Here is a 24,240-nt window from a genome sequence, read left to right on the forward strand (position 1 = left end):
CATGAACGCTCCCGAGAAATTCGCCCTGAACAACCCTGACGCTGCCGACCCGCGCCATGACCCGACCCGCGTGATCCGCGCCCCACGCGGCAGCGAGCTCAACTGCAAGAGCTGGCTCACCGAAGCCCCGTTCCGCATGCTGCAGAACAACCTCGACGCCGAGGTGGCCGAGCGCCCGCAAGACCTCGTGGTGTACGGCGGCATCGGCCGCGCCGCGCGCAACTGGGCCTGCTACGACCAGATCCTCGCGTCGCTGAAAGAGCTGAACGACGACGAGACGCTGCTCATCCAGTCGGGCAAGCCCGTCGGCGTGTTCAAGACGCACGAGAACGCACCGCGCGTGCTGCTGGCCAACTCCAACCTCGTGCCGAAGTGGGCCAACTGGGAGCACTTCAACGAGCTCGACCGCCAGGGCCTCTTCATGTACGGCCAGATGACGGCCGGCAGCTGGATCTACATCGGCAGCCAGGGCATCGTGCAGGGCACCTTCGAGACCTTCGTCGAAGCCGGCCGCCAGCACTACAACAACAGCCTCGCGGGCAAGTGGATCCTCACGGCCGGCCTGGGCGGCATGGGCGGCGCGCAGCCTCTCGCGGCCACGCTGGCCGGCGCCGTGTCGCTCAACATCGAATGCCAGCAGTCGAGCATCGACTTCCGCCTGCGCACGCGCTACGTCGACAAGCAGGCGCGCGACATCGACCATGCCTTCGAGCTCATCAAGCAGCATTGCGACGCAAAGGAAGCTGTGTCGATCGCGCTGCTCGGCAATGCGGCCGACATCCTGCCCGAGCTGGTCAAGCGCGTGAAATCAGGACAGGCCGGCGGCCTGAAGCCTGACCTCGTGACCGACCAGACCTCCGCGCACGACCTCATCAACGGCTACCTGCCTTCGGGCTGGAGCGTGCCCCAATGGCAGGCCGCGATGAAGGACGTGTCGCAGCACGACGCGCTCAAGAAGGCCGCCGCCAAGTCGTGCGCCGTGCACGTGCAGGCCATGCTCGACTTCCAGGCCATGGGCATCCCCACGGTCGACTACGGCAACAACATCCGCCAGGTCGCGTTCGACGAAGGCGTGAAGAACGCATTCGACTTCCCGGGCTTCGTGCCGGCCTACATCCGCCCGCTGTTCTGCGAAGGCAAGGGCCCGTTCCGCTGGGTGGCGCTTTCGGGCGACCCGGAAGACATCTACAAGACCGATGCCAAGATCAAGGAACTGTTCCCCGAGAACAAGCACACGCATCGCTGGCTCGACATGGCGCGCGAGCGCATCGCCTTCCAGGGCCTGCCGGCGCGCATCTGCTGGCTGGGCCTGGGCGAACGCCACATCGCGGGCCTGGCCTTCAACGAGATGGTGAAGAACGGCGAGCTGAAGGCGCCCATCGTCATCGGCCGCGACCACCTCGACACCGGCTCGGTCGCCAGCCCCAATCGTGAGACCGAAGCCATGAAGGACGGCACCGATGCCGTGTCCGATTGGCCGCTGCTGAACGCGCTGCTCAACACGGCGGGCGGCGCCACCTGGGTCAGCCTGCACCATGGCGGCGGCGTGGGCATGGGCTACTCGCAGCATTCGGGCGTGGTGATCGTGTGCGACGGCACCGATGCCGCGGCCAAGCGCATCGAGCGCGTGCTCTTCAACGACCCGGCCACCGGCGTGATGCGCCATGCCGACGCGGGCTACGACATCGCCGTCGCCACCGCGAAGAAGCAGGGCCTGAAGCTGCCGATGGTGAAGTGATGGCGGGCGCGGTCCTTCCCGACGCCCGGGAGTTGCAGCGCCGCGTGCAGGCGCGCGTGGACGACGCGCTGGTCGCGCAGTTCCAGCGCGACGGCGCGGTCTGCATCCGCCAGCTGCTCACGGCCGATGAACTGGCATTGCTGCGTGACGGCATCGAAGCCAACCTCGCCGTACCCAGCCCGCGCGCCAAGGTGGCGAGCCGGCCCGACGACCCGGGCCGCTTCTTCGAGGACTTCTGCAACTGGCAGGACATCGACGCCTTCCGCCGCTTCATCTTCGAAGCACCGCTCGCGCAACTGGCGCAACGGCTGATGGGCTCGCAGACCGTGCGGCTGTACCACGACCACTTGTTGGTCAAGGAGCCCGGCACGCGCCAGCGCACGCCCTGGCACCAGGACCAGCCCTACTACAACATCGAGGGCGAGCAGAACGTCAGCATGTGGATTCCGGTCGATCCGGTGTCGCGCGCCGCCACGCTCGAGTTCGTGGCCGGCTCCCACAAGGGGCCGTGGCTGATGCCGCGCACCTTCATGGACAACCACGCCAAGTGGTTCCCCGAAGGCAGCCTGCAGGACCTGCCCGACATCGAGGGCGCGCGCGAGCGCTTCCCCATCGTCGGCTGGAACATCGAGCTCGGCGATTTCGTCTGCTTCCACATGCTCACGCTGCATGCGGCCGCCGGGGTCGAGGGACCGAACCGGCGCCGCGTGTTCTCGGTGCGCTTCCTGGGCGACGACATCCGCCATGCGCCGCGCAGCTGGAAGACCTCGCCCGACTTCCCCGGGCTGGCCGACACGCTGCCGGCGGGCGCGCCCATGGACGACGCGCGCTTTCCGCTGCTGATGGGTTAAGACGAAGGTAGAAAGAAAAAACGCGCTCATTCCCATCGAGTGGGAATCAAGGCTTGGAAGTGAGAACGGCGAGCAAGATACTGCACGCCGCATCCACTTTCGACCTCCAGCGATTGCCTCCGATGACGCCCCCGATTGAAGCTCCCGCCCACAACGACCGCGCGCTGTTCGTGCTGTCGGTGCTGGCGCAAAGCAAGGCGGCGATGACGGCGGCCGAGCTGGTGCAGGCCACCGGCCTGTCGCAGAGCACGCTGTACCGGCAGATCGCCACGCTGCGCCGCTGGGGTTTCGTGATGGAGTCCGAGGGCCGGTACTCACCGGGCCCGGTGAGCGTGCAGCTGGCCACCGGCTTCGACGGCAACTCCGACCTCGTGATGGCGGCGCGCGCCGACATGCGCGTGCTGGCCCAGCAGACGCACGAGAGCGTGGCGCTGGTCACGGCCGTGAACGAGCGCGTCGTGTGCCTGGAGATGATCGACAGCGAGCAGTCGCTGCGTTGCTCCTTCGATCGCGGCCGCAGCGTGCCGGCGCGCGACGGCGCCAGCGCCAAGTGCCTGCTGGCCCACATGCCGCTCGACCAGCGCGATGCCCTGCTCGACGGGCTCGGCGAAAGCCTCGAACGCCGCGCCGAGCGCGCCGCCGAACTCGATGCCATCCGCGAAGCCGGCCATGCCGTGACCCACGGCGAGGTCGATCCCGGCGTGTGGGGCGCGAGCGCGCCGGTGCTCGCCTCGGGGCGGCGCCTGCGCGGCGCGATCACGCTCATGGCGCCGCTCACGCGCGTCGAGGGCATGGAAGCTGCATTGCTCCACATGACCGTCGTCACGGCGGCCCGCATCTCTCGCGCCCTGCAGTAGTCGCGCGCTGCTTTTTTCTTCTTTACTCCCACGGAAGCCTTTCACCATGAACACCCGTCGCTCCCTCGTCGCCGCCGCACTCTCCGGCCTCGCTCTCTTCGGTTTCGCCGGCGCTGCCCAGGCGCAGGGTGAGCCGCTGCGCGTGGCCACCGACGCCACCTTCCCGCCGATGGAGTTCGTGGAGAACGGCAAGCGCACCGGCTTCGACGTGGAGCTGGTCGAGGCCATCGGCAAGACGCTGGGCCGCAAGATCGAGTGGATCGACATCGACTTCAAGGGCCTCGTGCCGGGCCTGATCTCCAAGCGCTTCGACATGGCCGTCTCGGGCATCTACATCACCGACGAGCGCAAGAAGGTCGTCGACTTCACCGTGCCGTACTACGCGGGCGGCCTCGTGGTGATGGTGAAGGACGGCAACACCGCCATCAAGACGCCGGCCGACATCAACGGCAAGAAGGTCAGCGTGCAGGTGGGCACCAAGTCGGTGTCGTACACCAAGGAGAAATTCCCGCAGGTGCAGCTGATGGAAGTCGAGAAGAACCAGGAAATGTTCAACCTCGTCGACATCGGCCGTGCCGACGCCGCCGTGACCGGCAAGCCCGCCGCCTACCAGTACGTGCGCACGCGCGGCGGCCTGAAGGTGCTGCCCGAGCAGATCACCACCGAGGAATACGGCATGGCGATCCGCAAGGACACGCCGGAACTCACCAAGGCGGTGAACGGCGCCATCGAGAAGCTCAAGGCCGACGGCACCTACGACCAGATCGTGAAGAAGTGGTTCAGCGCCAACGCCAAGTAAGCGAGCCATGGATTTCGATTTCTCGCCCGTCTGGGAGGGCTGGCCCGACCTGCTGCGCGGCGCGCTGGTCACGGTGGAGATCACCTCCTGCGCGCTGGCGCTGGGCTGCGTGCTGGGCCTCTTGGTCGGCATCGGCCGGCTGAACCCGAAGCGGCGCTGGCTCTACGGCGTGTGCACCGCGTATGTGGCGGCCATTCGCGGCACGCCGCTGCTGGTGCAGCTGTTCATCCTGTTCTTCGGGCTGCCGCACTTCGGCATCCTGCTGCCGGCCTTCCTGTGCGGCGTGCTGGGGCTCGGCGTGTACTCGGGCGCATACGTGTCGGAGATCGTGCGCGGCGCGATCCAGTCGATCGACAAGGGCCAGACGATGGCGGCGCAGTCGCTGGGCATGACGCCCGGCGTGGCAATGCGCCAGATCGTGCTGCCGCAGGCGGTGGTGCGCATGATTCCTCCGCTGGGCAACGAGTTCATCGCGCTCATCAAGAACTCGGCACTGGTGTCGTTGCTGACCATCCACGACGTGATGCATGAAGGGCAGAAGATCATCAGCGTGTCTTACCGCTCGCTGGAGGTGTACCTGGCCATCGCGGTCGTGTACTTCGTGCTGACCGGCACCATGACGCTGGTGCTGCGGCACTTCGAGCAGCGGCTGCGCCAGGGCGGGTTGATGCGATGAGCGTTGTGCTTCGTTTCTCGCGCGCCGCGCTGCCCGTCACGCCGTGGAAGAACGGCGGCGGCACCACGCAGGAAATCGCCAGCTGGCCACAGGGCGCGGGGCTCGACAGCTTCGGCTGGCGCGTGAGCATCGCCACCATCGCGGCGGCGGGGCCGTTCTCGGTGTTCGCCGGTGTCGACCGCAGCATCACGCTGCTGGAGGGCGACGGCGTGCGCCTCTTCACGCACGACGGGCGCATCGACCATCGGCTCGACGTGCCGCACCGGCCCTTCGCCTTCAGCGGCGACGAGGCCATCGACTGCACGCTGCTCGGCGGTGCGTCGAACGACTTCAACGTGATGACACGGCGCGGCCAGTGGCGCGCCGAGGTGCTGGTGCTCGATGGCGTTTCAGCCATCGACGCCGCGCCGCATGGCGTGTTGCTGGCGTTGCGCGGCGCGTGGCGGTTTAACGACGAAGCGTTCCGCGATGGCGAGGGCCTGCAGTGGGCTGACGCAGCGCAGGCCTGGCAGGCAGTGCCCGAGGGCACCGATGCACGGTTGCTCGCAGTGCGCGTCGTGCCGGCGTAACCTGCAACAGCAAAGACAGGAAAGACGATGAAACCCGCCAACGAATTCCCTTCGGCCGACGGCCTCTGGACCGGTCTCCGCCTCGCCATCGATGCCGAGGTGGAGAGCGCCATCGTGGTGGAGCAGGGCGCGATCCGCTGGGTCGGCGCGCGCAGCGCACTGCCGGCAGGGTTCGCGGGCCTTGCGCTGCACGACGGCGGCGGCGCGCTCGTCACGCCGGGCCTGGTCGATTGCCACACCCACCTCGTCTACGGCGGCCAGCGCGCCAACGAATTCGCAATGCGGCTTGCGGGCGCCACGTACGAAGAAGTGGCGAAGGCTGGTGGCGGCATCGTCTCGTCGGTGCGCGCCACGCGCGAGGCCGATGAAGACACGCTCTTCGCGCAGGCCGCGTCGCGGCTCGAACAGTTGCTGGCCGACGGCGTGTGCGCCATCGAGATCAAGTCGGGCTACGGCCTTTCGCTGGAACACGAGCGCAAGCAACTGCGCGTGGCGCGGCGCCTGGGCGACGCCTATGGCGTGACGGTGCGCACCACCTTCCTCGGCGCGCACGCGCTGCCGCCCGAATACGCAGACCGCAGCGGCGACTACATCGACCTCGTCTGCAACGAGATGCTGCCCGCGCTGGCCGCCGAAGGGCTGGTCGATGCGGTCGACGTGTTCTGCGAACGCATTGCCTTCTCGCTCGAGGAAACCGAGCAGGTCTTCAAGGCCGCACAGGCGCTGGGCCTGCCGGTGAAGCTGCATGCCGAGCAGTTGTCGGACATGGGCGGCGCGGCACTGGCCGCGCGCTATGGGGCGCTCTCGTGCGACCACATCGAACACCTGTCGGCCGAAGGCATCGAGGCGATGCGCAAGTCGGGCACGGTGGCCGTGCTGCTGCCCGGCGCGTACTACACGCTGCGCGACACGCACCTGCCGCCCATCGCCGCGCTGCGCGCCGCGGGCGTGCCGATGGCGGTGTCCACCGACCACAACCCCGGCACCTCGCCGGCACTGAGCCTGCTGTTGATGGTGAACATGGCCTGCACGCTGTTCCGCCTCACCGTGCCCGAGGCGCTCGACGGCGTCACGGTGCATGCCGCGCGCGCGCTGGGCCTGCAGGACACACACGGCGCCATCGCGCCAGGCATGCCCGCCAACTTCGTGCTGTGGAACGTGCGCGAAGCCGCCGAACTCGCCTACTGGTTTGGCCAGCAGCCCGTGCGCGCGGTGGTGCGGCAGGGCCGCATCGCCATCGGAGCCAAGGAATGACACAAACGCTTTTCGCAGCCGATGCGCTGCTGCCCGAAGGCTGGGCCAGAAACGTCCTGCTGACGTGGAACGATGCGGGCCAGCTCACGCAGGTGCAAGCAGGTGCGCAACGGCCTGCCGACACGCAAGCCGCCAACGGCCCCGTGATCCCCGGCATGCCCAACCTGCATTCGCACGCCTTCCAGCGCGCCTTTGCCGGCCTTACCGAACACCGCGCCGAGCAGCAGGACAGCTTCTGGAGCTGGCGCACGCTGATGTACCGCTTTGCCGCGCGCCTCGGCCCGCAGCACATGGAAGCCATCGCCACCTGGCTCTATGCCGAGATGCTCGAAGCGGGCTACACCAGCGTGTGCGAGTTCCAGTACGTGCATCACGACGTGGACGGCCGTCCGTATGCCGACGACGCGACGCTGAGCCTCGCCCTGCTGCGCGCGGCGAAGAAGACCGGTATCGGCTTCACGCTGCTGCCGGTGCTCTACCAGACCGGCGGCTTCGGCGACCTGCCGCCCACCGAGGGGCAGCGCCGCTTCATCCGCTCGACCGATTCGATGCTGCGCCTGCTCGAAGCGCTGAAGCCTGTGTGCGACGCGCAGGGCGCCCGGCTCGGCCTCGCACCGCATTCGCTGCGCGCAGTGCCGCCCGAAGGCTTGCGCGATGCGATCGCGGGGCTCGAAGCCATCGACCGCACCGCGCCCATCCACATCCACATCGCCGAGCAGACGAAGGAAGTGGACGACTGCGTGGCCTGGAGCGGCCTGCGCCCGGTCGAGTGGCTGCTCGATCACGCGCCGGTCGATGCACGCTGGTGCCTCGTGCACGCCACGCACATGAACGACGCCGAGTACGAATACGCGGCCCAGAGCGGCGCGGTCGCGGGCCTGTGCCCGACGACCGAAGCCAACCTCGGCGACGGCATCTTCGACTTCGCCAAATGGCGCAGCCACGGCGGCGCATGGGGCGTGGGCTCGGACAGCCACGCGAGCGTGAACGCCGCCGAAGAGCTGCTGATGCTCGAATACAGCCAGCGTCTGGCCAGGCGCCAGCGCAACGTCGGCGCCAGCGCGGCGCAGCCGCATGTGGCGACCGCGCTCACGCTCGAAGCGGTGCAGGGCGGTGCGCAGGCATCGGCCCGCGCCGTCGGTGGGCTTGCAGCGGGGCAGCAGGCCGACTTCGCCGTGCTCGACGCCTCGCACCTCACACTGCAGGGCCTGCTTGCGCCCGATATGCTCTCGGCTCACGTCTTCGCAAGCCATCGCACCTCGGCCGTCGACACCGTCTGGGTGGCGGGCCGCGCGCGCGTTTCGGCCGGCCGCCATGCGCTGCACGACGAAGCCGCGGCCGCCTTCGTGGCCGCGCGCACCCAACTACTCAAGGATTGACCCCACCATGGCCTTCACCACCGCCGAACCGCCATTCCGCTTCCGCCAGGGCACGCGCCCGCTGCTGATCTCGATGCCGCACGTCGGCACGCACGTGCCGCCCGCGCTGGCTGCCCGCCTCACGGAGGAAGCGCGCCATGTGCCCGACACCGACTGGCACCTCGAAAGGCTCTACGACTTCGCCGACGAACTCGGTGCCTCGGTGCTCGTGGCCACGCACTCGCGCTACGTGATCGACCTGAACCGTCCGCCGGATGGCGCGAGCCTTTACCCGGGCCAGAGCGTCACCGGCCTGTGCCCGGTCGACACCTTCGACGACACGCCGGTGTATGCCAACCCCGGCGACCTGCCGGGCGATGCGGAAACCGCCGAGCGCCGCGATGCCATCTGGCAGCCCTATCACGCGAAGCTGGCCGAAGAGCTCGCGCGCATCCGCGCGCAGCACGGCGTGGCCGCGCTGTGGGACGCGCACTCGATCCGCTCGGTGCTGCCGCGTTTCTTCGAAGGCAAGCTGCCCGACCTGAACCTGGGCACCGGCAAGGGCATCAGCTGCGACCCGGCGCTGGCGCAAACGCTGCTGGGCATCGCCGAAAGCGCCACCGGCTACACGGGAGTGCTCAACGGCCGCTTCACCGGTGGCTACATCACGCGCAACTACGGCAACCCTGCGCAGAACGTGCACGCGGTGCAGCTGGAGATGACGCAGAGCAGCTACATGCAGGAGGCCTTGCCCTTCGACTATCTGCCCGAGGTGGCGGCGGGCGTGCAGCCGCATGTGCGGCGCATGATCGAGGCGGTGCTGGCGTTCGCCGAATCGCGCGCGGCGCGCTGAGCGACCGCAGGCTCAACTGCTTTCCAGGCTCGCGAAAGTCCTGGAGAAATCGCCGAGCGCCAGGTCCTTCATGTGGATGCTGAAGCTCAGCGTGCCCGCATCCCAGAAGCAGAAGCCGGGCCGGTTGTCCGACTCGAGCATCAGCAGGTTGATCCATTCGCCAGGCAGGCCGCCGCGCTCGGCCGATGCCTGCTCCTCGGGCGATTCGTGCTGCGTGAACACGTGTGCGTTGACGAGGTGGCAGTCCTCGCTCTTGCCCGAAAGCTCTTCCTGCAGCGCCCAGTAGGCCTTCTGCAGCTTGTCGTCGTCCTCGATGTTCAGCAGCACCGCGTCGCGGCCGGTCAGGCGGTCGCGCGCGTTGTAGAGGCTCGGCACCGACACGGTGGCAGTGGCAACGGCCGTGAAGCCGGGGAACGCGTCGCCGTTCTCGAACGTGGCGTCGTCCGGGTAGACGTAGGTCTGTAGCGACGAGGCGGGGGCGGTCGAGTGGATCACCCGGTGCTTGTGCAGTTCCTCCTGGTCCTCGCCGAAAAAATAGAGCATGCCGTCGCGCGGCAGCCAGGGCTGCAACCCGGCGACGTCGGCCAGGCGCAGTTGCGCATAGAAGCGCCAGTGCGTGCCGTCTTCCGCACGGGGAAATTCGATGTCCGGCGGAAGGTCGGGGGCGCCGCCGAAGCGCGTGTTGCCCTTCTGCGCATAGTCTTCCGGCTCGGTGGTGCGGTAGCGCACGGTGTTGCGGGCCAGGCGCAGCAGCGCGGGCAGGTAGCGCTTGAGCTTGTGCCGGGCGCAGGCGGCTTCCAGGATCGCCGCGTGTTCCGCGCTGCCGCGTGCCAGGAAGCTTTCGGGCGCCACCGCCACGTCGACGTCCGGGCGATAGCGGATGTCGAGGTACAGCGCCTTGAGCTTGTTCTCGAGCGTGACCTTCTTGATTTTCTTCAGCGACACCGGCAGCGACACGAAGGGATTCTTCTCGACGTTCAGCAAGGTCAGCGCCGGCAGGTGGCCGACGCATTCGGGCAGCGTGGCGAGTGCGTTGCCGGGCAGCACCAGCCGTTGCAGCCGCGAGAGGCGGCCGATGCTGTCGGGCAGGTCGCGCAGCTTGCCGTACTGCAGGAACAGAGCTTCCAGCTGCTCGAGCGCGCCGAAGTTTTCGGGCAGGTGCTCGATGGCCGAGCCGCGCACGAACAGCTCCTTCAACGACGAGAGCGAACAGAATTCGTCCGGCAAGGCTGTGAAGGGCGCGTGCGCCGGCGACATGAACTGCAGCGACAGGAACTCGAGGTTCCTGAAGCGCAGGATCTCGGGCGGGAAGGCCTCGATCTTCGGTGTGTCGCCTTGCCACGGTTGCCGGACAAGCAGCCGCCGCACCCGTTCGGGCGGCACCTCGGCAGCCTCCTCGAGGCTGGTGTATGTGTGCGGCTGCAATGTCACTCCACCCGGCTCGAAAGCCTTGCGGACGTGGATGGGAACGCTCTTGCTGTCGTCGTAGCGCGAACGCATCGTGCCGCGCAGCTCGACCGACGAAGGCGTCAGCGTCACCGTGCCGTGGAAGCTGTCGAGCGCGAAGCCGCGCTCGTACAGGTGAAAGTCGAAGGTGGCCGGCTGGTTTTGCGGCATCTGCACTATGCGCAGCGGCTCGCCGGTCTTGTCGTGGAAGAAGAATGCGCCGTAGGTGCCGAACTGCGGCGCGATCGTGCCCTGCGAGGGGTTGTCCACGTCGTCGGGCTGGAAGGCGGGTGCATGCAGCGCCGCATCGAACGCGACCGGGGCCGTGTGCAGCTGGAACTGCATGCCGCCGTCGACGAAGCTGGCCGAGGATTGCGCGGTGAACGCGAAGTGCGCGTCGCCGACCTGGAAGATGTCTTCTTGCATGGAGATGAAAGCGTCGGGTGCCTGCGTCCAACCTTGCCAGACCGGCAAGGCATGGACAAGGCCAAGTCCCGGGGCAGAGCGGGGCGATGGGCTGGTTTCTACAATCGGAGCTTATGAAGCCCCTTGTCTACACCCGCGGCCAGGCCCTGGCCGGCATCCTCGCCAAGCGCATCGCCATCCTCGACGGCGCCATGGGCACGATGATCCAGCGCTTCAAGCTCACCGAGGAGCAGTACCGCGGCGAGCGCTTCAAGGACTTCGAGCGCGACATCAAGGGCAACAACGAGCTGCTGTCGCTCACGCGGCCCGACGTGATCCGCGACATCCACGAGAGCTACCTCGCGGCCGGCGCCGACCTGATCGAGACCAACACCTTCGGCGCGACCACCATCGCGCAGGAGGACTACAAGATGGCTCACCTCGCGCGCGAGATGAATCTCGAATCCGCCAAGCTGGCGCGCGCGGCCTGCGACAAGTTCAGCACACCCGACAAGCCGCGCTTCGTGGCCGGCGCGCTGGGCCCGACGCCCAAGACGGCGAGCATCAGCCCCGACGTGAACGACCCGGGCGCGCGCAACGTCAACTTCGAGGAACTGCGCGCGGCCTACTACGAGCAGACCGAAGCACTGGTCGAAGGCGGCGCCGACGTGATCCTGGTCGAAACCATCTTCGACACGCTCAACGCCAAGGCCGCGCTGTTCGCGGTCGACGAGTATTTCGACAACAGCGGGCAGCGCCTGCCGCTCATCATCAGCGGTACAGTGACCGACGCCTCGGGCCGCATCCTCAGCGGCCAGACCGTCACCGCCTTCTGGCACAGCGTGCGCCATGCGCAGCCGCTGGCCATTGGCCTGAACTGCGCGCTGGGCGCGGCGCTGATGCGCCCGTACATCCAGGAGCTGGCGCGCGTGGCCGGCGACACCTTCATCAGCTGCTACCCGAACGCGGGCCTGCCCAATCCGATGAGCGACACGGGCTTCGACGAGACGCCCGACGTGACCTCGCGGCTGCTGCACGAGTTCGCGGCCGAGGGGCTGGTGAACATCGTGGGTGGCTGCTGCGGCACCACGCCGGACCATATCGCGGCCATCGGCAAGGCGGTGGCGCCCGTTGCCGGCCGCGTGCTCGGCAGCAACAACGCCGGCTTCTACAAGGAAGCCGCGTAAGCACCACTCCGGTCGCGCCCGCGGCCGATTGACAGGCTCTCGGCCCCCGGCCTACGCTGGGGCGCAAGGAGCCTACCCATGAACACACTCGTTCCGCGCTGGATCGGCATTGGCGCACTGGCACTGCTGCTTCCGCTCGCGGCCGCGGCGCAACAGGCCTTCACGCGCGGCGCGGTCAACATGCGTGCCGGGCCCTCGGGCGACTATCCGTTGGTGGCGCGGCTCGGGCCGGGCCAGCCGCTCGACGTGGTCGGCTGCACCAGCGGCTATGGCTGGTGCGACGTGGTGCTGCCCGACGGCGGGCGCGGCTGGGTCTGGTCGCGCAACCTCGACTACGCATATCAGGAGCAGCGCGTGCCGCTGGCCACCTACGGCGCGGTGATCGGTGTGCCGATCATCGGCTTCGCGATCGGCAGCTACTGGGCCGACTACTACCGCGACCGGCCGTGGTACGGCGACCGGCGCTGGTGGGGTGGCCGGCCGCCTCCGCCACCCGTGGCGGGCTGGCGTCCACCGCCGCCGGTGAGGCCGGGATGGCAGCCGCACCCGTGGCGGCCAGGGCCGGGTTTCCGGCCGCCGGGGCCTGGCTTTCGCCCACCACCCGGACCTGGATTCCGCCCGCCGCACGATCCCGGCATCAGGCCGCCGCGGCCGCAGCCGGGCTTTCGTCCCGGGCCTCCGCCCGGCGTGGCACATCCACACCCCGGCGGCCGGCCGAGGCCCGGTGGGGGCGGCGGCGAACGCCCGCATGGCGGTGGCGGACACGGCGGCGGACATGGTGGCGGCCATGGAGGTGGCCACCGGCCCTGAAGGCGCGTGCGTCAGCCCTCGGCGACGTGCACCACGCGCTTGCCGAAGTTGCGCCCCTCCAGCAGGCCGATGAGCGCAGCCGGCGCGTTATCCAGCCCGTCGACCCGGTCCTCGCGCAGCGTCACGCGGCCGGCATCGACCCATTCGCTCATCTCGCGCCGGAAGGTGTCGAAGCGGTCGCCGTAGTGGTCGAGGATGACGAAGCCCTGCATGCGGATGCGCTTCTGCAGCAGCGCCGCCAGCAGCAGCGGCAGCCGGTTCGGGCCGGACGGCAGCTTCTCGTTGTTGTAGTCGGCGATGTGCCCGCACACCGGCACGCGCGCGCCGATGTTGAGCAGCGGCAGCACCGCATCGAACACTGCGCCGCCGACGTTCTCGAAGTAGACGTCGATGCCCTTGGGGCACGCGGCCGCGAGGCGCGATGCGAACTCCGGGCCATGGCGGTCGAGGCAGGCGTCGAAGCCGAGCGTTTCGACCGCGTAGCGGCACTTGTCCGCGCCGCCCGCGATGCCGACCACGCGCGCGCCCTTGAGCTTGGCGATCTGCCCGACCACCGAGCCGACCGCGCCGGTCGCCGCGGCCACGACAACGGTGTCGCCCGGCTTCGGCTGGCCGATGTCGAGCAGGCCGACGTAGGCGGTGAAGGCAGGCATGCCGAGCCCGCCCAGCGCCAGCGAAGGCTGCGCCATCTCGCCGAGCGGGAGCAGGTCCTGGCCGTCGGACAGCGCGTAGTCCTGCCAGCCTGCGTTGCCGAGCACGAGATCGCCGGGGCGGAACTGCGGGTGCTTGGAGGCGGCGACGCGGTTGACCGTGCCGCCCGGCATAGGCTCGCCCAGTGGCACCGAGGCCGCGTAGACCGGCGCGATCTCATCCATCAACTGGCGCATGTACGGGTCGAGCGACAGGTGCAGGGTGCGCAGCAGCACCTGTCCTTCGCCGGGCGTGGGGACGGCGGTTTCTTCTAGGCGGAAGTCGCCCGGTGTCGGCAGGCCGCGCGGGCGTGCAGCGAGGACGATGCGGCGGTTGAGGGTGTCGCTTTGAGGCATGGGCTGGTGGCTCCTGTAATGGTTGGGGATGCGGATCTGCGGAGGCGAATAGACCAGTCGTCTAGTGCATGAGCGAAAAAAAGCGGGAGCGCGTGCGCCTCCCGCTTCAGGCTTTTTCAGGTGTCCGGAGACAGGCCCAGCAGCTGCCGGGTGTCGCGCATGGCCATGTCCAGCGATGCGCGGTCGCGGGTGATCTTGGCCAGCAGGCTGGCGCCGAGCCATCGCTGGTAGAGCGCGACGGCGATTCCCTGCGCGTCCTGTTCCTTTGCTTGCGGCGCGGCCTGCAACGAGCCGTCGGCCCGGCCGGCTTCGATGCAGCGCGCCAGCCGGTCGGTGATGCCGCGGGTGCCTCGCGCCAGCGCCGCGCGCATGCTTTCGGACAGGTCGCAGACCTCCGCGCCGAGCTTGACCACGAGGCAGCGGCTCTGCGCATCGTCGCCGGTCTGCGAATCGAGCCAGTCGTCGAAGTAGCCGATCAGCCGTTGCGCGGCCGTGCCCGGTGCCTCGGTCAATAACGCGTCGGTACGCCCCAGGTATTCGGTGAAATAGGCTTCCAGCACGGCCTCGCCGAAGGCCTCCTTGGAGCCGAAGTAGTGATAGAACGAGCCCTTCGGCACCTTCGCCGCCGTCAGCACCTCGGCCAGTCCGACCCCGGTGAAGCCCCTTTGCAGCAACAGCGGATGGGCCACGTCGAGGATGTGCTGGCGGACGTCGGGAGTGGGGGCGATCGCGTTCATGGCTCGCACTCTAGCGGCTATTAGACCAGTCGTCTAGTCGCCTTGATCGCCGCCGGTCTTGGGGCTGCACTCACCGGCGGCTGCCCGGTCCTTCGCTATCAACTTCACGAAACGCTGGGCTCCCAGGCCGAGTGGGCGCTCACGTGACCACACCACGTCCACCCACAGGTCCAGCCCGTTGCTGAGGTTCTCGAACGGAATCTCGATCAGGGCGCCCGCCGCCACATGCGGCTTTGCGAAGTTGCGCTGCAGCCAGCCCCAGCCCAGCCCGGCGGTGATCAGGCTCAGCGCGGCCAGTGCGTTGTCGGTGCGCCAGACATGGCGCGCGAACACGAAGCGCGGGTCGCTGGTGGTCAGGTCGCGCCCGGCCACGACGATCTGCCGGGTGTTCGTCAGATGGTCCTCGCGCAGCCGGCCACCGTTGGCCGCGAGCACCGGGTGGTCCGGCGCGATGACCGCCACCATCAGGTCGCTGCCGACCTCCTGGAAGCCTTCGCGCCCGTCGAGGCTCGGGCGCTCGAACACCAACGCCAGCTGCGCGCGCCCGCTGTGGAGCAGCGCCAGTGCGTCGGCCTGCGGGGCCGCCAGAACCTCGACCTGCAGCAGCGGGTGCTCCCGTGCCAGTTCGGCCAGCGGACCGCTCCAGCGCGCGGCCAGCAGCTCGGGCGCAATGGCCAGCGTGAGCCGGTCTTCCAGCCCCTGGGTCAGCGCCAGCGCCTGCACCTGCAGCTGCTTGAGCTGGGCCGCCAGCAGCCGCGCCTGCGGCTCCAGCGAGCGCGCGGCGGCGGTGGGCTGGGGCTCGCGGCCGCTGCGGTCGAACAACGGCAGGTCGAGCTCGGCCTCGAGGTTGGCGATGGCCATGCTCACGGCCGACGGCACCCTGTGCAGCGCCCGGGCGGCGGCCGAGAAGGAGCCGTGGTCGATCACGGCCAGGAAGACTTCGACGTTGTCGCTGGAAAAAGCCATGGCACCCGACCTATCAATAAAACTGAAACAAGTTAACTTTTTATATCAGCGGATGACACATAAAGTCCAGTCATCGCAGTAACGAAACCAAGAGAAGAGTCATGCAAGGCATTCAACGTCGCATCGTCTACATCAGCCTTTATGAGGGCATCGCCATCGTCGCCGCCAGCGCCGGGCTGGCATTGATGACGGACGCCGGCCTCGGCCATTCGGGCGTGCTGGCGGTGGCCGCCTCGGTCGTCGCGGTGATCTGGAACCTGGTCTTCAATTCGCTGTTCGAGCGCTGGGAGTCGCGCCAGGTCGTGCGCGGACGCAGCCTGCGCCGCCGCATCGCCCACGCCATCGGCTTCGAGGGCGGGCTGGTTGCCTTCCTGGTGCCGATGTTCGCCTGGGGCCTGGGCGTGTCGCTCTGGCAGGCACTGGTGATGGACCTGGGGCTGGTGATCTTCTTCCTGGTCTACACCTTCGTCTTCAACTGGGTCTTCGACCGGGTGTTCGGCCTGCCGGCTTCTGCGGCGGCGAACAGCACGGTGGTCACGGCGTAGAGGGCGCCTTCTTCTTGTCGTTGGCGGCGCGGACTTCCAGCGCGGCCTGAAGCCGCAGCGCCTCCTGCGGCGTGAAGAGCTGGGCTTGAAGCTGCGCCCGCGTGGCCTCGTCGGCCGCGGCGTAGCGCGAGAGGCGGCTTTGCCAGTCTTGCTCCTGCTGGTCGAGCGTGGCCAGCCGCTGCGCTGCCTCGTGGCCGTACTGCTGGGAGCGCTCGGCAAAGCGCTCCTGGGGGCTCGCACCGCGTGCTTCCAGCGCCGCGGTCTGCTCGGCGACGCCGAGTTGCGCCGTGGTGGCAGCCCGGTCGGCGAGCTGCTCGGGCGTAAGCCAATTCTTCTCGGTCTGCGCCAGCGCCTCGCGCTTCTGCTCGGGCGTCAGATCCTTGTTGCGCTCGATCTCCAGCTTCTCGACGCTGAAGCGGTCGAACTTCTCCTCGGCGCTGAACAGGCCCTCGACCTCTTCGGGTGCGAAGTAGCGTGCCCGGATGCCCGCGCGCGCATCGAGGATCCTGCGCAGCCCGGCAGGGTCGCCGATGCTGGCCGCCGGCAGCGCCTCTAGCGCGTTGCGATAGTCGATGTAGCGCTCCAGCAGGCCCAGCCCGCGCACGCGCCATTCCGGCGGCAGGTACTTGTCGATCTTGGCGCGCATCTCGGCCATCAGGCCTTCCTTGTCCCTGGCCTGGCTGTCGTTCAGCATCTGCTCGAAGATGCGCAGCAGGTCGGGTGTCAGCAGTGGGTCGGGGGCGTGGCTGTTGTTGCGCAACGCGACGGCGGATGCTTCCGCCGCCGCGGGGTTGGTGGCCGGCGGCATCGAAGACGCGGCGACCGCAGGCGCTTCAGGCGCGCTGAGCTGCCACCACGCCACGCCTGCGGCCACCACCACCGCGACCGCCGCCAGCGGACGCAGGAGCTTCGGGGACATCGTCTCCTCAGAGGCCGAGCTGCTTCAGCTTCGCCGCCTGGTTGACGTACAGCGTCACCGGGCTCACCGAGAACAGGTCGCGCAACCCGAGCAGCTGATTGACTTCGTCCAGATGGTTCTGCCGGTAGCTGCCAAGGTAGGTGCCCAGATGCGAACTGCAGGCCGATGCCAGCCCGTCGTTGGCTTCGCCGTGGACCGCGCTCAGCAGCGACAGCGGGTAGTCGGAGGCGTCGAACACGTTGGTCAGCGGCTGGGTGCCCGACCAGGAGAAGTACCGCACGCCGTTGACCAGCTCGGCCCCGTTGCCGCAGGCCGTGGTGGGCACGCCGTCGGGGAACTTGGCGTTGAACTTCGCCGAGCCCACGGTGTTCAGCGAATCGAGCGCGCCCAGCCCGTTCTGGGGCGTGTTGTTGCCCGAGAGAATGCCGAGCAGGCTGGAGAACGCGTTGACGGCGCTGACCACCACGGTCCGGCTGAGGCTGCCGGCCGGCAGCGTGTCGCCGAGCACGTCGGCCACCTTGCTGCCCTTGTGGGGGCTGCCCACCGTCGTGACGGAAGCTACCAGCTCCGGCGCCACACCCGAGACGTAGCGCGCCGTGGGCCCGCCGTGCGAATGGCCGATCAGGTTGACCTTGCTCGCGCCGGTGAGCGCCAGCACGTCCTTGACCTGCTTGAGCAGCTGTTCGCCGCGCACTTCGCTGCTGTTGGTGGCGGCCACTTCGGCGACGAAGACCTTGGCGCCCTGGGCACGCAGCTCGCCGGGAATGCCGTACCAGTAGTCGATGCCCGCGATCGTGTCGAAGCCCAGCATGCCGTGCACCAGCACGATCGGGTAGGCCGTCTGCGCGGTCTTGCTGCTGGCGGCCTGGGCCGTCTGCATCAGGGGCGCCAAGGCCAGCACGCCGCACATCAGCAGCGCGCCGGCAGAGCGCCGCGCCGTACCGCTTTTCCTGCCCGTCGAAGCCAGAATCGTCTTCAGTCGAATCATCGGAACTCCCTGCAATTGGGGTGGATCGGTTTTGGGGATGCACGCAAAAAAGAACGAGCGTGCTCTTTTCATTCTGCGAAATCAGGGATTCGCTATCGATTCGGACTTACCCTTTCATGATTCAGACTTACTCCTTGCACGCTATCTGCTTGGGGGAGGGCGATAGACTCCCCCAACCCGCGCACGAATAACCGCTTTTGCCCCCGAGTCAAACCATGTCTTCCCCAATGCCCCCTCCCATGAAGCTGTCCGGCCTCGAACCGGTTGCCATCGGCGAGGGCACGCTGTTCGTCAACATCGGCGAGCGCACCAACGTCACGGGCTCCAAGGCCTTCGCGCGGATGATCCTGAACGGACAGTTCGAAGAAGCCCTGGCCGTGGCGCGCCAGCAGGTCGAGAACGGCGCGCAGGTGATCGACATCAACATGGACGAGGCCATGCTCGACAGCAAGGCCGCGATGGTCCGCTTTCTCAACCTCATCGCCAGCGAACCCGACATCGCGCGCGTGCCGGTGATGGTCGACAGCTCGAAGTGGGAAGTCATCGAAGCCGGCCTGCGCTGCATCCAGGGCAAGGGCATCGTCAACTCCATCTCCATGAAGGAGGGGGTCGACAAGTTCAAGCACGAGGCCAAGCTGGTGAAGCGCTACGGCGCCGCCGCCGTGGTGATGGCCTTCGATGAAAAAGGCCAGGCCGACACCTACGCACGCAAGATCGAGATCTGCGAGCGCGCCTACCGCATCCTGGTCGACGAGGTGGGCTTCCCGCCCGAGGACATCATCTTCGACCCGAACATCTTCGCCATTGCCACAGGCATCGAGGAGCACGACAACTACGCGGTCGACTTCATCAACGCCGTGCGCTGGATCAAGGAGAACCTGCCGGGCGCCAAGGTGTCGGGCGGCGTTTCGAACGTGAGCTTCAGCTTCCGCGGCAACGACCCGGTGCGCGAAGCCATCCACACCGTGTTCCTGTACCACGCGATCAAGGCGGGCATGGACATGGGCATCGTCAACGCCGGCATGGTCGGCGTGTACGACGACCTCGAACCCGAACTGCGCGAGCGCGTCGAAGACGTGGTGCTCAACCGCCGCGCCGACGCCGGCGAGCGCCTCGTCGAGGTGGCCGAAACCGCCAAGAGCGGCGCCAAGGACGACAGCAAGAAGCTCGAATGGCGCGGCACGCCCGAGAACCCGGTGCACGTCAACCAGCGCCTGTCTCACGCGATGGTGCACGGCATCACCGACTTCATCGTGGAAGACACGGAAGAGGCCTACCAGCAGATCCTCGCCAAGGGCGGCCGCCCGCTGCACGTGATCGAAGGCCCGCTGATGGACGGCATGAACATCGTGGGCGACCTGTTCGGCCAGGGCAAGATGTTCCTGCCGCAGGTGGTGAAGTCGGCGCGTGTGATGAAGTCGGCCGTGGCCCACCTCATTCCCTACATCGAGGAAGAAAAGCGCCAGGACGAGGCCGCGGGCCGCGACGTGCGCACCAAGGGCAAGATCATCATCGCCACCGTGAAGGGCGACGTGCACGACATCGGCAAGAACATCGTCACCGTCGTGCTCCAGTGCAACAACTTCGAAGTGGTGAACATGGGCGTGATGGTCCCGTGCCACGAGATCCTGGCCAAGGCGAAGGTCGAGGGCGCGGACATCGTGGGCCTGTCGGGCCTCATCACGCCGAGCCTCGAAGAAATGCAGTACGTGGCCGGCGAGATGCAGAAGGACGATCACTTCCGCATCAAGAAGATTCCGCTGCTCATCGGCGGCGCCACCACCAGCCGCGTGCACACGGCCGTGAAGATCGCGCCGCACTACGAAGGCCCCGTGGTCTACGTGCCCGACGCCTCGCGCAGCGTGAGCGTGGCGCAGTCGCTGCTTTCCGACCAGGCCACCGCGTACATCGACGAGATCAACGCCGACTACGTCAAGGTGCGCCAGCAGCACGCCAACAAGAAGCAGGTGCCGATGTGGCCGCTGGCCAAGGCGCGCGCCAACAAGACGCCCATCGACTTCGCGAACTACCTGCCGCCGGTGCCCAAGTTCATTGGCCGGCGCGTGTTCAAGAACTTCGACCTGACCGATCTGGCCAAGTACATCGACTGGGGCCCGTTCTTCCAGACCTGGGACCTGGCCGGCCCGTTCCCGGCCATCCTGAAGGACGAGATCGTCGGCACCGAGGCCGTGCGCGTGTACGCCGACGGCCAGCGCATGCTCAAGCGCCTCATTGAAGGCCGCTGGCTCAGCGCGAGCGGCATCGTCGGCTTCTGGCCCGCCAACACGGTGAACGACGACGACATCGAGCTGTACACCGACGAGTCGCGCAGCGAAGTCGCGCTCACCTGGTACGGCATGCGCCAGCAGACCGAGAAGCAGATGATCGACGGCGTGATGCGCCCCAGCCGCTGCCTGTCCGACTTCGTCGCGCCCAAGGACAGCGGCGTGAAAGACTACGTCGGCATGTTCGCCGTCACCGCCGGCCTGGGCGTCGAGAAAAAAGAGAAGTACTTCATCGACGACCTCGACGACTACTCGGCCATCATGCTCAAGGCCCTGGCCGACCGGCTGGCCGAGGCCTTCGCCGAGTCGCTGCACCACCGCGTGCGCACCGACCTCTGGGGCTACGCGAGCGACGAAAGTCTGAGCAACGACGACATGATCGCGGAGAAGTACCGTGGCATCCGCCCCGCGCCCGGCTACCCGGCCTGCCCCGACCACAGCGTGAAGCGCCCCATGTTCGACCTTCTGGCCTGCGCGGACATTGGCATGACCCTGACGGAAAGCCTCGCTATGATGCCCGCCGCCAGCGTGAGCGGTTTCTACCTGAGCCACCCCGATTCGACGTACTTCAACGTCGGCAAGATCGGGCACGATCAGTTGCAGGACCAGGCCGCGCGGCGCAAGGAGAGCGAGTCCGATCTCGAGCGTCTGCTGGCGCCCAATCTTTGAACCTGCCGGCCGGCGCGGCCGCCCGGCGCCGGGAGTTGTTATTCAGAAGCTGATGTTTGCAGCCGCGCACTACGCGGCACTGGCGGTTTTCGTGTTCAGCTGCTGGGGTTACGGCCGCGCATTGCTGGGCCGCATGGCCCCGCCGCCGCGCCGCGACGCTGGGCTCGAAGCCGCCATGGCCGTGGCGCTGGGCGTCGGTCTCTTCATCTGCGCGTTCCAGGCGCTGGCCATCTTCGGGGCCTTCAAGATGGGTGCGACCGTGGCGCTTGTCGTGGCGGGCTTCGTTGCGGCGGCGATCCAGCTGCCGTCGTGGCTGCGCGAGCGGCGTGCCCTGCGTGCGAACGAACCCGCCGCGCCGTGGACCTACTTCGAACGCGTCGCGATGATCGCGCTGGCTCTGGTCGCATTGCCCGCGCTGGTAGCGCCGCTCGCGCCGCCGATCGCCTTCGACGAGTTGATGTACCACCTGCCGTATGCACGCCAGGTCGCGCAGCAGGGCTCGCTGGGCATTCACGACTGGCTGCGCTACCCCTGGTTCCCGTACAACTACAACCTGCTCTACGCCGCCGCACTGCAGGTCGGCGACGACGTGCTGCCGCACTTCCTCAATGCACTGGCGGGCGCCCTGTCGGTGGTGATGATCTTCCGCCTCGGCATCCTGCACGCCAACCGGCTCACCGCCTGCATCGGCGCGGCCATCTGGCTGGGGCTCGGCGATTATTCGAACGCGCTGATCGACATGGGCGTGGCGCTGTTCGTGCTGTCGGCCTGCGTGGCGCTGTGGTGGTGGCGCGAGTCGGAGCCCGGCAAGCCCGTGCACGGCGGCATGCGCTGGCTCGGCGTGGCTGCGTTCTGCCTCGGCGTGGCCGCGGGCTCGAAGTACCAGGCGCTGATCTTCCTGCCGCTGGTGGCGCTGTTCGTCATCCGCCACGAGCGGCGGCCCCAGGCATGGGCGCTGGTGTTCGTCTGCTTCCTGATCCCGTGCGTGTACTGGTACGCGCGCAACGCCGTCATGACGGGCGACCCGTTCAACCCTATCGGTGCGCGCGTGTTCGGCTTCACCGAATGGACGCCGGCCGACTACGTGCAGCAGGTGGCGGATGTGCGCGTGCATGCCGAACTGCCCAATGCGCTGATCTGGTCCGTGTTCTTCGCACCGTTCAGCGTGCTGTGGAAGCGCTCCGCGGCCGTGCGTGCGGCAGGCTGGTTCTGCCTTTACTCGGTGGTGGTCTGGGTTGTGACCTCGCGCTATCCGCGCTACCTGACGGCCTCGTTCCCGCTGCTGGCCGCCATCGCGGCCATCGGCTGGCAGGTGCTGTTCGGCTGGGCCGCATCGGGCGTGCGCCGCATGTTCGGTGCGAAGGAGAAGACGCAGGATGCCGGTACCGTGGCGACGGGCTCGATGAGCCGCGACACCGCGCGTTCCGGCGCCCGCGCGGGCGACTGGGTGCTCGTGCTGCTGCTGGCCGTGCTGGCCGCCGTGTCGGTGCGCCAGACCGCGGTGAAGGTGTCGATGGTCTCGATCACCCCGGAAGCCCGCGATGCCGTGCTGCGCAAGCACGTGCCGGGCTACGCCGTCATGGACTACCTGCGCCGCACCGCCACAGGCCGTGTCTACCAGATCGCTCTGAACGAGGCGATCTACTACGGGCCCAACCCTATCTGGGGCGACACGCTCGGGCCGTGGCGCTACACCGACTTCGGGCGCCTGTCAGGCGGCGATCTCGCGCGCAAGCTCGGTGGCCTGGGTTTTGTGGCGGTCGTCCTGCCGGACTCCGTGGTGCCGGTGTTCAGCGCGCGTGTCGACTTCGACAAGTACTTCGCCGTGGAGTACGAGAAGGACGGCAGCCGGGTCTACCGTATCCTTCCCGCCGCACCATGACCGACGCCAATTTCCCCACCACCCACGACAGCAGCGGCCTGCGCATTGCCGCGGTGATCCCCTGCTACAACGAGGCGCTCGCCATCGCCCAGGTGGTGGCGGGCTTTCGCGCCGCGCTGCCAGAGGCCGAGATCCACGTCTTCGACAACAACTCCAGCGACGACACGGCCGCCGTGGCGCGCGCGGCCGGCGCCATCGTCACGCACGTGACCCTGCGCGGCAAGGGCAACGTGGTGCGGCGCATGTTCGCCGACGTCGATGCCGACGTGTACGTGATGGTCGACGGCGACGCCACCTACGACACCGGCGCCGCGCACCGGCTCATCGACCGACTGGTGAGCGACAACCTCGACATGGTGGTCGGCAGCCGCGTGGACGACGGCCAGGACGCGCACACCTACCGCACCGGCCACCGCCTGGGCAATCGCATGCTCACGGGCGCCGTGGCGCAGCTGTTCGGTGGTGGCCTGAGCGACATGCTCTCGGGCTACCGCGTGTTCTCGCGGCGCTATGCCAAGTCGTTCCCGGCGCTGTCGCGCGGCTTCGAGACCGAAACCGAACTCACCGTGCACGCGCTCGAACTGCGTATGCCCTATGCCGAGGAAAGCACCGCCTACAGCACGCGTCCCGAAGGCTCGGTGAGCAAGCTCTCGACCTACCGCGACGGCTGGCGCATCCTCAAGACCATCTGCAAGCTGTTCGTGAGCGAGCGGCCGCTGCAGTTCTTCTCGATCATCGGGGGGCTGCTGGTGCTGATGTCGGTCGCGCTGGTCTTGCCGCTCGTCATGACCTACATGCACACCGGCCTGGTGCCCCGGCTCCCCACGGCGGTGCTGGCCACTGGCGCGATGCTGGCTGCCATGCTGTCCTTCGTGTGCGGCGTTGTCATGCAGGCCATCACGCTGGGGCGACGGGAGGCCAAGCGGCTTAGCTACCTCGCGATTCCTAGCGTGCGCGAGCAGGCGGCCCGCGGCACACGCACTTCACGATGAAGATCGGACGCGAGTTCCTATCCTTCGCCCTCGTCGGCGTGATCGGGCTCGTGGTCGACGTGGTCGTGCTGTATCTGCTGGCGCCGCTGCTGGGTTGGTACGGCGCGCGGGTGGTGTCGTTTCTCGCGGCGGCGACCACCACCTGGGCCTTCAACCGCCGCTACACCTTCGCGGCCAGCGCATCGGCTGGCAGCTCCCTCTGGCGCGAGTACCTGGGCTACCTGGCGACCATGGCTGCCGGCGCGGTGCTGAACTACGGCGCCTATGTGCTGACGCTGCACTGGGTCGAAGGGCGCTGGGCCGCGGCCCTGGGCGTGGCGCTGGGCAGCCTTGCCGGCATGAGCGCCAATTTCCTGTCGGCGCGCTACCTGGTCTTTCGCTCGCACCGCGGCGGCTGAGGCCGACGGT

22 protein-coding genes are annotated in these 24,240 nt (G+C 68.0%); 16 read left to right on the forward strand and 6 right to left on the reverse strand.

The genetic code is table 11. From position 1 onward, the window contains the following. The first annotated feature begins 1 nt into the window (after nt 1). The 9 genes from hutU to hutG all read left to right on the forward strand — a co-directional run bounded on the left by hutU (nt 2) and on the right by hutG (nt 8,955). On the forward strand, nt 2-1,738 hold the full coding sequence (hutU, locus tag ACN9MV_RS01020; protein ID WP_307617412.1) for a urocanate hydratase: 1,737 nt from the start codon (nt 2-4) through the stop codon (nt 1,736-1,738). Then, nucleotides 1,738-2,589, forward strand: a complete 852-nt coding sequence (locus tag ACN9MV_RS01025; RefSeq protein ID WP_426391042.1) for a phytanoyl-CoA dioxygenase family protein — start codon at nt 1,738-1,740, stop codon at nt 2,587-2,589. The genes hutU and ACN9MV_RS01025 overlap by 1 nt, the downstream gene beginning before the upstream one ends. A gap of 122 nt (nt 2,590-2,711) precedes the next feature. After that, nucleotides 2,712-3,446, forward strand: a complete 735-nt coding sequence (locus ACN9MV_RS01030; protein ID WP_426391043.1) for an IclR family transcriptional regulator — start codon at nt 2,712-2,714, stop codon at nt 3,444-3,446. A gap of 46 nt (nt 3,447-3,492) precedes the next feature. Continuing rightward, nucleotides 3,493-4,245 carry a transporter substrate-binding domain-containing protein gene (locus ACN9MV_RS01035; protein ID WP_093081781.1) on the forward strand — a complete coding sequence of 251 codons (753 nt, stop codon included), beginning with the start codon at nt 3,493-3,495 and terminating at the stop codon, nt 4,243-4,245. A 7-nt stretch (nt 4,246-4,252) separates the two neighbouring features. Then, nucleotides 4,253-4,921: an amino acid ABC transporter permease gene (locus ACN9MV_RS01040; RefSeq protein ID WP_093059241.1), complete on the forward strand. Its 669-nt coding sequence runs from the start codon at nt 4,253-4,255 to the stop codon at nt 4,919-4,921. Continuing rightward, nucleotides 4,918-5,490 (forward strand): HutD/Ves family protein, encoded by a 573-nt coding sequence (locus ACN9MV_RS01045; protein ID WP_426391044.1) that lies wholly within the window; start codon nt 4,918-4,920, stop codon nt 5,488-5,490. The genes ACN9MV_RS01040 and ACN9MV_RS01045 overlap by 4 nt, the downstream gene beginning before the upstream one ends. Before the next feature lie 27 nt (nt 5,491-5,517). Next, nucleotides 5,518-6,744, forward strand: coding sequence for an imidazolonepropionase (gene hutI, locus ACN9MV_RS01050; protein ID WP_426391045.1), 1,227 nt, complete (start codon nt 5,518-5,520; stop codon nt 6,742-6,744). Next, complete coding sequence (locus ACN9MV_RS01055; RefSeq protein ID WP_426391046.1) at nt 6,741-8,123, forward strand: formimidoylglutamate deiminase; 1,383 nt, start codon at nt 6,741-6,743, stop codon at nt 8,121-8,123. The genes hutI and ACN9MV_RS01055 overlap by 4 nt, the downstream gene beginning before the upstream one ends. A 7-nt stretch (nt 8,124-8,130) precedes the next feature. Continuing rightward, complete coding sequence (hutG, locus tag ACN9MV_RS01060) at nt 8,131-8,955, forward strand: N-formylglutamate deformylase (RefSeq protein ID WP_093081771.1); 825 nt, start codon at nt 8,131-8,133, stop codon at nt 8,953-8,955. A gap of 12 nt (nt 8,956-8,967) precedes the next feature. Here the strand turns inward: hutG and ACN9MV_RS01065 are convergent, their stop codons facing one another. Then, a complete protein-coding gene (locus ACN9MV_RS01065; protein WP_426391047.1) occupies nt 8,968-10,827 on the reverse strand; it encodes a DUF1963 domain-containing protein in 1,860 nt (619 codons plus the stop codon). A gap of 113 nt (nt 10,828-10,940) precedes the next feature. On the opposite strand from ACN9MV_RS01065, the gene ACN9MV_RS01070 reads away from it, so the two are divergent. Both ACN9MV_RS01070 and ACN9MV_RS01075 read left to right on the forward strand, forming a co-directional pair. Next, a complete protein-coding gene (locus ACN9MV_RS01070) occupies nt 10,941-11,993 on the forward strand; it encodes a homocysteine S-methyltransferase family protein (protein ID WP_097197444.1) in 1,053 nt (350 codons plus the stop codon). Between the two features lie 78 nt (nt 11,994-12,071). Then, complete coding sequence (locus ACN9MV_RS01075) at nt 12,072-12,803, forward strand: SH3 domain-containing protein (protein ID WP_426391048.1); 732 nt, start codon at nt 12,072-12,074, stop codon at nt 12,801-12,803. A gap of 11 nt (nt 12,804-12,814) precedes the next feature. Here the strand turns inward: ACN9MV_RS01075 and ACN9MV_RS01080 are convergent, their stop codons facing one another. From ACN9MV_RS01080 to ACN9MV_RS01090, 3 genes are all read right to left on the reverse strand, one after another. Then, a complete protein-coding gene (locus tag ACN9MV_RS01080; protein ID WP_426391049.1) occupies nt 12,815-13,849 on the reverse strand; it encodes an NADP-dependent oxidoreductase in 1,035 nt (344 codons plus the stop codon). A gap of 116 nt (nt 13,850-13,965) precedes the next feature. Beyond that, nucleotides 13,966-14,586 carry a TetR/AcrR family transcriptional regulator gene (locus ACN9MV_RS01085; RefSeq protein ID WP_093180007.1) on the reverse strand — a complete coding sequence of 207 codons (621 nt, stop codon included), beginning with the start codon at nt 14,584-14,586 and terminating at the stop codon, nt 13,966-13,968. Nucleotides 14,587-14,619: 33 nt separating this feature from the next. Further along, nucleotides 14,620-15,552 carry a LysR family transcriptional regulator gene (locus tag ACN9MV_RS01090; RefSeq protein WP_093180005.1) on the reverse strand — a complete coding sequence of 311 codons (933 nt, stop codon included), beginning with the start codon at nt 15,550-15,552 and terminating at the stop codon, nt 14,620-14,622. Nucleotides 15,553-15,653: 101 nt separating this feature from the next. Here ACN9MV_RS01090 and ACN9MV_RS01095 point away from each other — a divergent pair, with 101 nt between their 5' ends. Then, nucleotides 15,654-16,097, forward strand: coding sequence for a PACE efflux transporter (locus ACN9MV_RS01095; RefSeq protein ID WP_426391050.1), 444 nt, complete (start codon nt 15,654-15,656; stop codon nt 16,095-16,097). On the opposite strand, the gene ACN9MV_RS01100 is transcribed toward ACN9MV_RS01095, so the two are convergent. Both ACN9MV_RS01100 and ACN9MV_RS01105 read right to left on the reverse strand, forming a co-directional pair. Then, nucleotides 16,087-17,016 (reverse strand): lipase secretion chaperone, encoded by a 930-nt coding sequence (locus ACN9MV_RS01100; RefSeq protein ID WP_426391051.1) that lies wholly within the window; start codon nt 17,014-17,016, stop codon nt 16,087-16,089. The genes ACN9MV_RS01095 and ACN9MV_RS01100 overlap by 11 nt on opposite strands. A gap of 7 nt (nt 17,017-17,023) precedes the next feature. Beyond that, the gene (locus ACN9MV_RS01105; RefSeq protein WP_426393137.1) at nt 17,024-17,995 is read right to left on the reverse strand and encodes an esterase/lipase family protein; all 972 of its coding nucleotides are present in this window, start codon (nt 17,993-17,995) and stop codon (nt 17,024-17,026) included. 248 nt (nt 17,996-18,243) lie between these two features. On the opposite strand from ACN9MV_RS01105, the gene metH reads away from it, so the two are divergent. The 4 genes from metH to ACN9MV_RS01125 are packed head-to-tail and all read left to right on the forward strand — an operon-like array spanning nt 18,244 to nt 24,230. Further along, nucleotides 18,244-20,958 (forward strand): methionine synthase, encoded by a 2,715-nt coding sequence (gene metH, locus ACN9MV_RS01110; protein WP_426391052.1) that lies wholly within the window; start codon nt 18,244-18,246, stop codon nt 20,956-20,958. A gap of 52 nt (nt 20,959-21,010) precedes the next feature. Further along, nucleotides 21,011-22,840 carry an ArnT family glycosyltransferase gene (locus ACN9MV_RS01115; protein ID WP_426391053.1) on the forward strand — a complete coding sequence of 610 codons (1,830 nt, stop codon included), beginning with the start codon at nt 21,011-21,013 and terminating at the stop codon, nt 22,838-22,840. Continuing rightward, entirely contained in the window at nt 22,837-23,832 is a 996-nt protein-coding gene (locus ACN9MV_RS01120; protein WP_426391054.1) for a glycosyltransferase family 2 protein, read from the forward strand. The genes ACN9MV_RS01115 and ACN9MV_RS01120 overlap by 4 nt, the downstream gene beginning before the upstream one ends. Beyond that, entirely contained in the window at nt 23,829-24,230 is a 402-nt protein-coding gene (locus ACN9MV_RS01125) for a GtrA family protein (protein ID WP_426391055.1), read from the forward strand. Before ACN9MV_RS01120 ends, ACN9MV_RS01125 begins: the two co-directional genes overlap by 4 nt. Nucleotides 24,231-24,240: the final 10 nt, after the last annotated feature.

Source organism: Variovorax sp. R-27 (genome assembly GCF_049913215.1).
Lineage (GTDB): Bacteria > Pseudomonadota > Gammaproteobacteria > Burkholderiales > Burkholderiaceae_C > Variovorax.

Bases quoted from the DNA above. Each gene is read 5' to 3' on its own strand.
- hutU (WP_307617412.1), top strand. From the start codon at position 2: ATGAACGCTCCCGAGAAATTCGCCCTGAACAACCCTGACGCTGCCGAC.
- ACN9MV_RS01025 (WP_426391042.1), top strand. From the start codon at position 1,738: ATGGCGGGCGCGGTCCTTCCCGACGCCCGGGAGTTGCAGCGCCGCGTG.
- ACN9MV_RS01030 (WP_426391043.1), top strand. From the start codon at position 2,712: ATGACGCCCCCGATTGAAGCTCCCGCCCACAACGACCGCGCGCTGTTC.
- ACN9MV_RS01035 (WP_093081781.1), top strand. From the start codon at position 3,493: ATGAACACCCGTCGCTCCCTCGTCGCCGCCGCACTCTCCGGCCTCGCT.
- ACN9MV_RS01040 (WP_093059241.1), top strand. From the start codon at position 4,253: ATGGATTTCGATTTCTCGCCCGTCTGGGAGGGCTGGCCCGACCTGCTG.
- ACN9MV_RS01045 (WP_426391044.1), top strand. From the start codon at position 4,918: ATGAGCGTTGTGCTTCGTTTCTCGCGCGCCGCGCTGCCCGTCACGCCG.
- hutI (WP_426391045.1), top strand. From the start codon at position 5,518: ATGAAACCCGCCAACGAATTCCCTTCGGCCGACGGCCTCTGGACCGGT.
- ACN9MV_RS01055 (WP_426391046.1), top strand. From the start codon at position 6,741: ATGACACAAACGCTTTTCGCAGCCGATGCGCTGCTGCCCGAAGGCTGG.
- hutG (WP_093081771.1), top strand. From the start codon at position 8,131: ATGGCCTTCACCACCGCCGAACCGCCATTCCGCTTCCGCCAGGGCACG.
- ACN9MV_RS01065 (WP_426391047.1), bottom strand. From the start codon at position 10,827: ATGCAAGAAGACATCTTCCAGGTCGGCGACGCGCACTTCGCGTTCACC.
- ACN9MV_RS01070 (WP_097197444.1), top strand. From the start codon at position 10,941: ATGAAGCCCCTTGTCTACACCCGCGGCCAGGCCCTGGCCGGCATCCTC.
- ACN9MV_RS01075 (WP_426391048.1), top strand. From the start codon at position 12,072: ATGAACACACTCGTTCCGCGCTGGATCGGCATTGGCGCACTGGCACTG.
- ACN9MV_RS01080 (WP_426391049.1), bottom strand. From the start codon at position 13,849: ATGCCTCAAAGCGACACCCTCAACCGCCGCATCGTCCTCGCTGCACGC.
- ACN9MV_RS01085 (WP_093180007.1), bottom strand. From the start codon at position 14,586: ATGAACGCGATCGCCCCCACTCCCGACGTCCGCCAGCACATCCTCGAC.
- ACN9MV_RS01090 (WP_093180005.1), bottom strand. From the start codon at position 15,552: ATGGCTTTTTCCAGCGACAACGTCGAAGTCTTCCTGGCCGTGATCGAC.
- ACN9MV_RS01095 (WP_426391050.1), top strand. From the start codon at position 15,654: ATGCAAGGCATTCAACGTCGCATCGTCTACATCAGCCTTTATGAGGGC.
- ACN9MV_RS01100 (WP_426391051.1), bottom strand. From the start codon at position 17,016: ATGTCCCCGAAGCTCCTGCGTCCGCTGGCGGCGGTCGCGGTGGTGGTG.
- metH (WP_426391052.1), top strand. From the start codon at position 18,244: ATGAAGCTGTCCGGCCTCGAACCGGTTGCCATCGGCGAGGGCACGCTG.
- ACN9MV_RS01115 (WP_426391053.1), top strand. From the start codon at position 21,011: ATGTTTGCAGCCGCGCACTACGCGGCACTGGCGGTTTTCGTGTTCAGC.
- ACN9MV_RS01120 (WP_426391054.1), top strand. From the start codon at position 22,837: ATGACCGACGCCAATTTCCCCACCACCCACGACAGCAGCGGCCTGCGC.
- ACN9MV_RS01125 (WP_426391055.1), top strand. From the start codon at position 23,829: ATGAAGATCGGACGCGAGTTCCTATCCTTCGCCCTCGTCGGCGTGATC.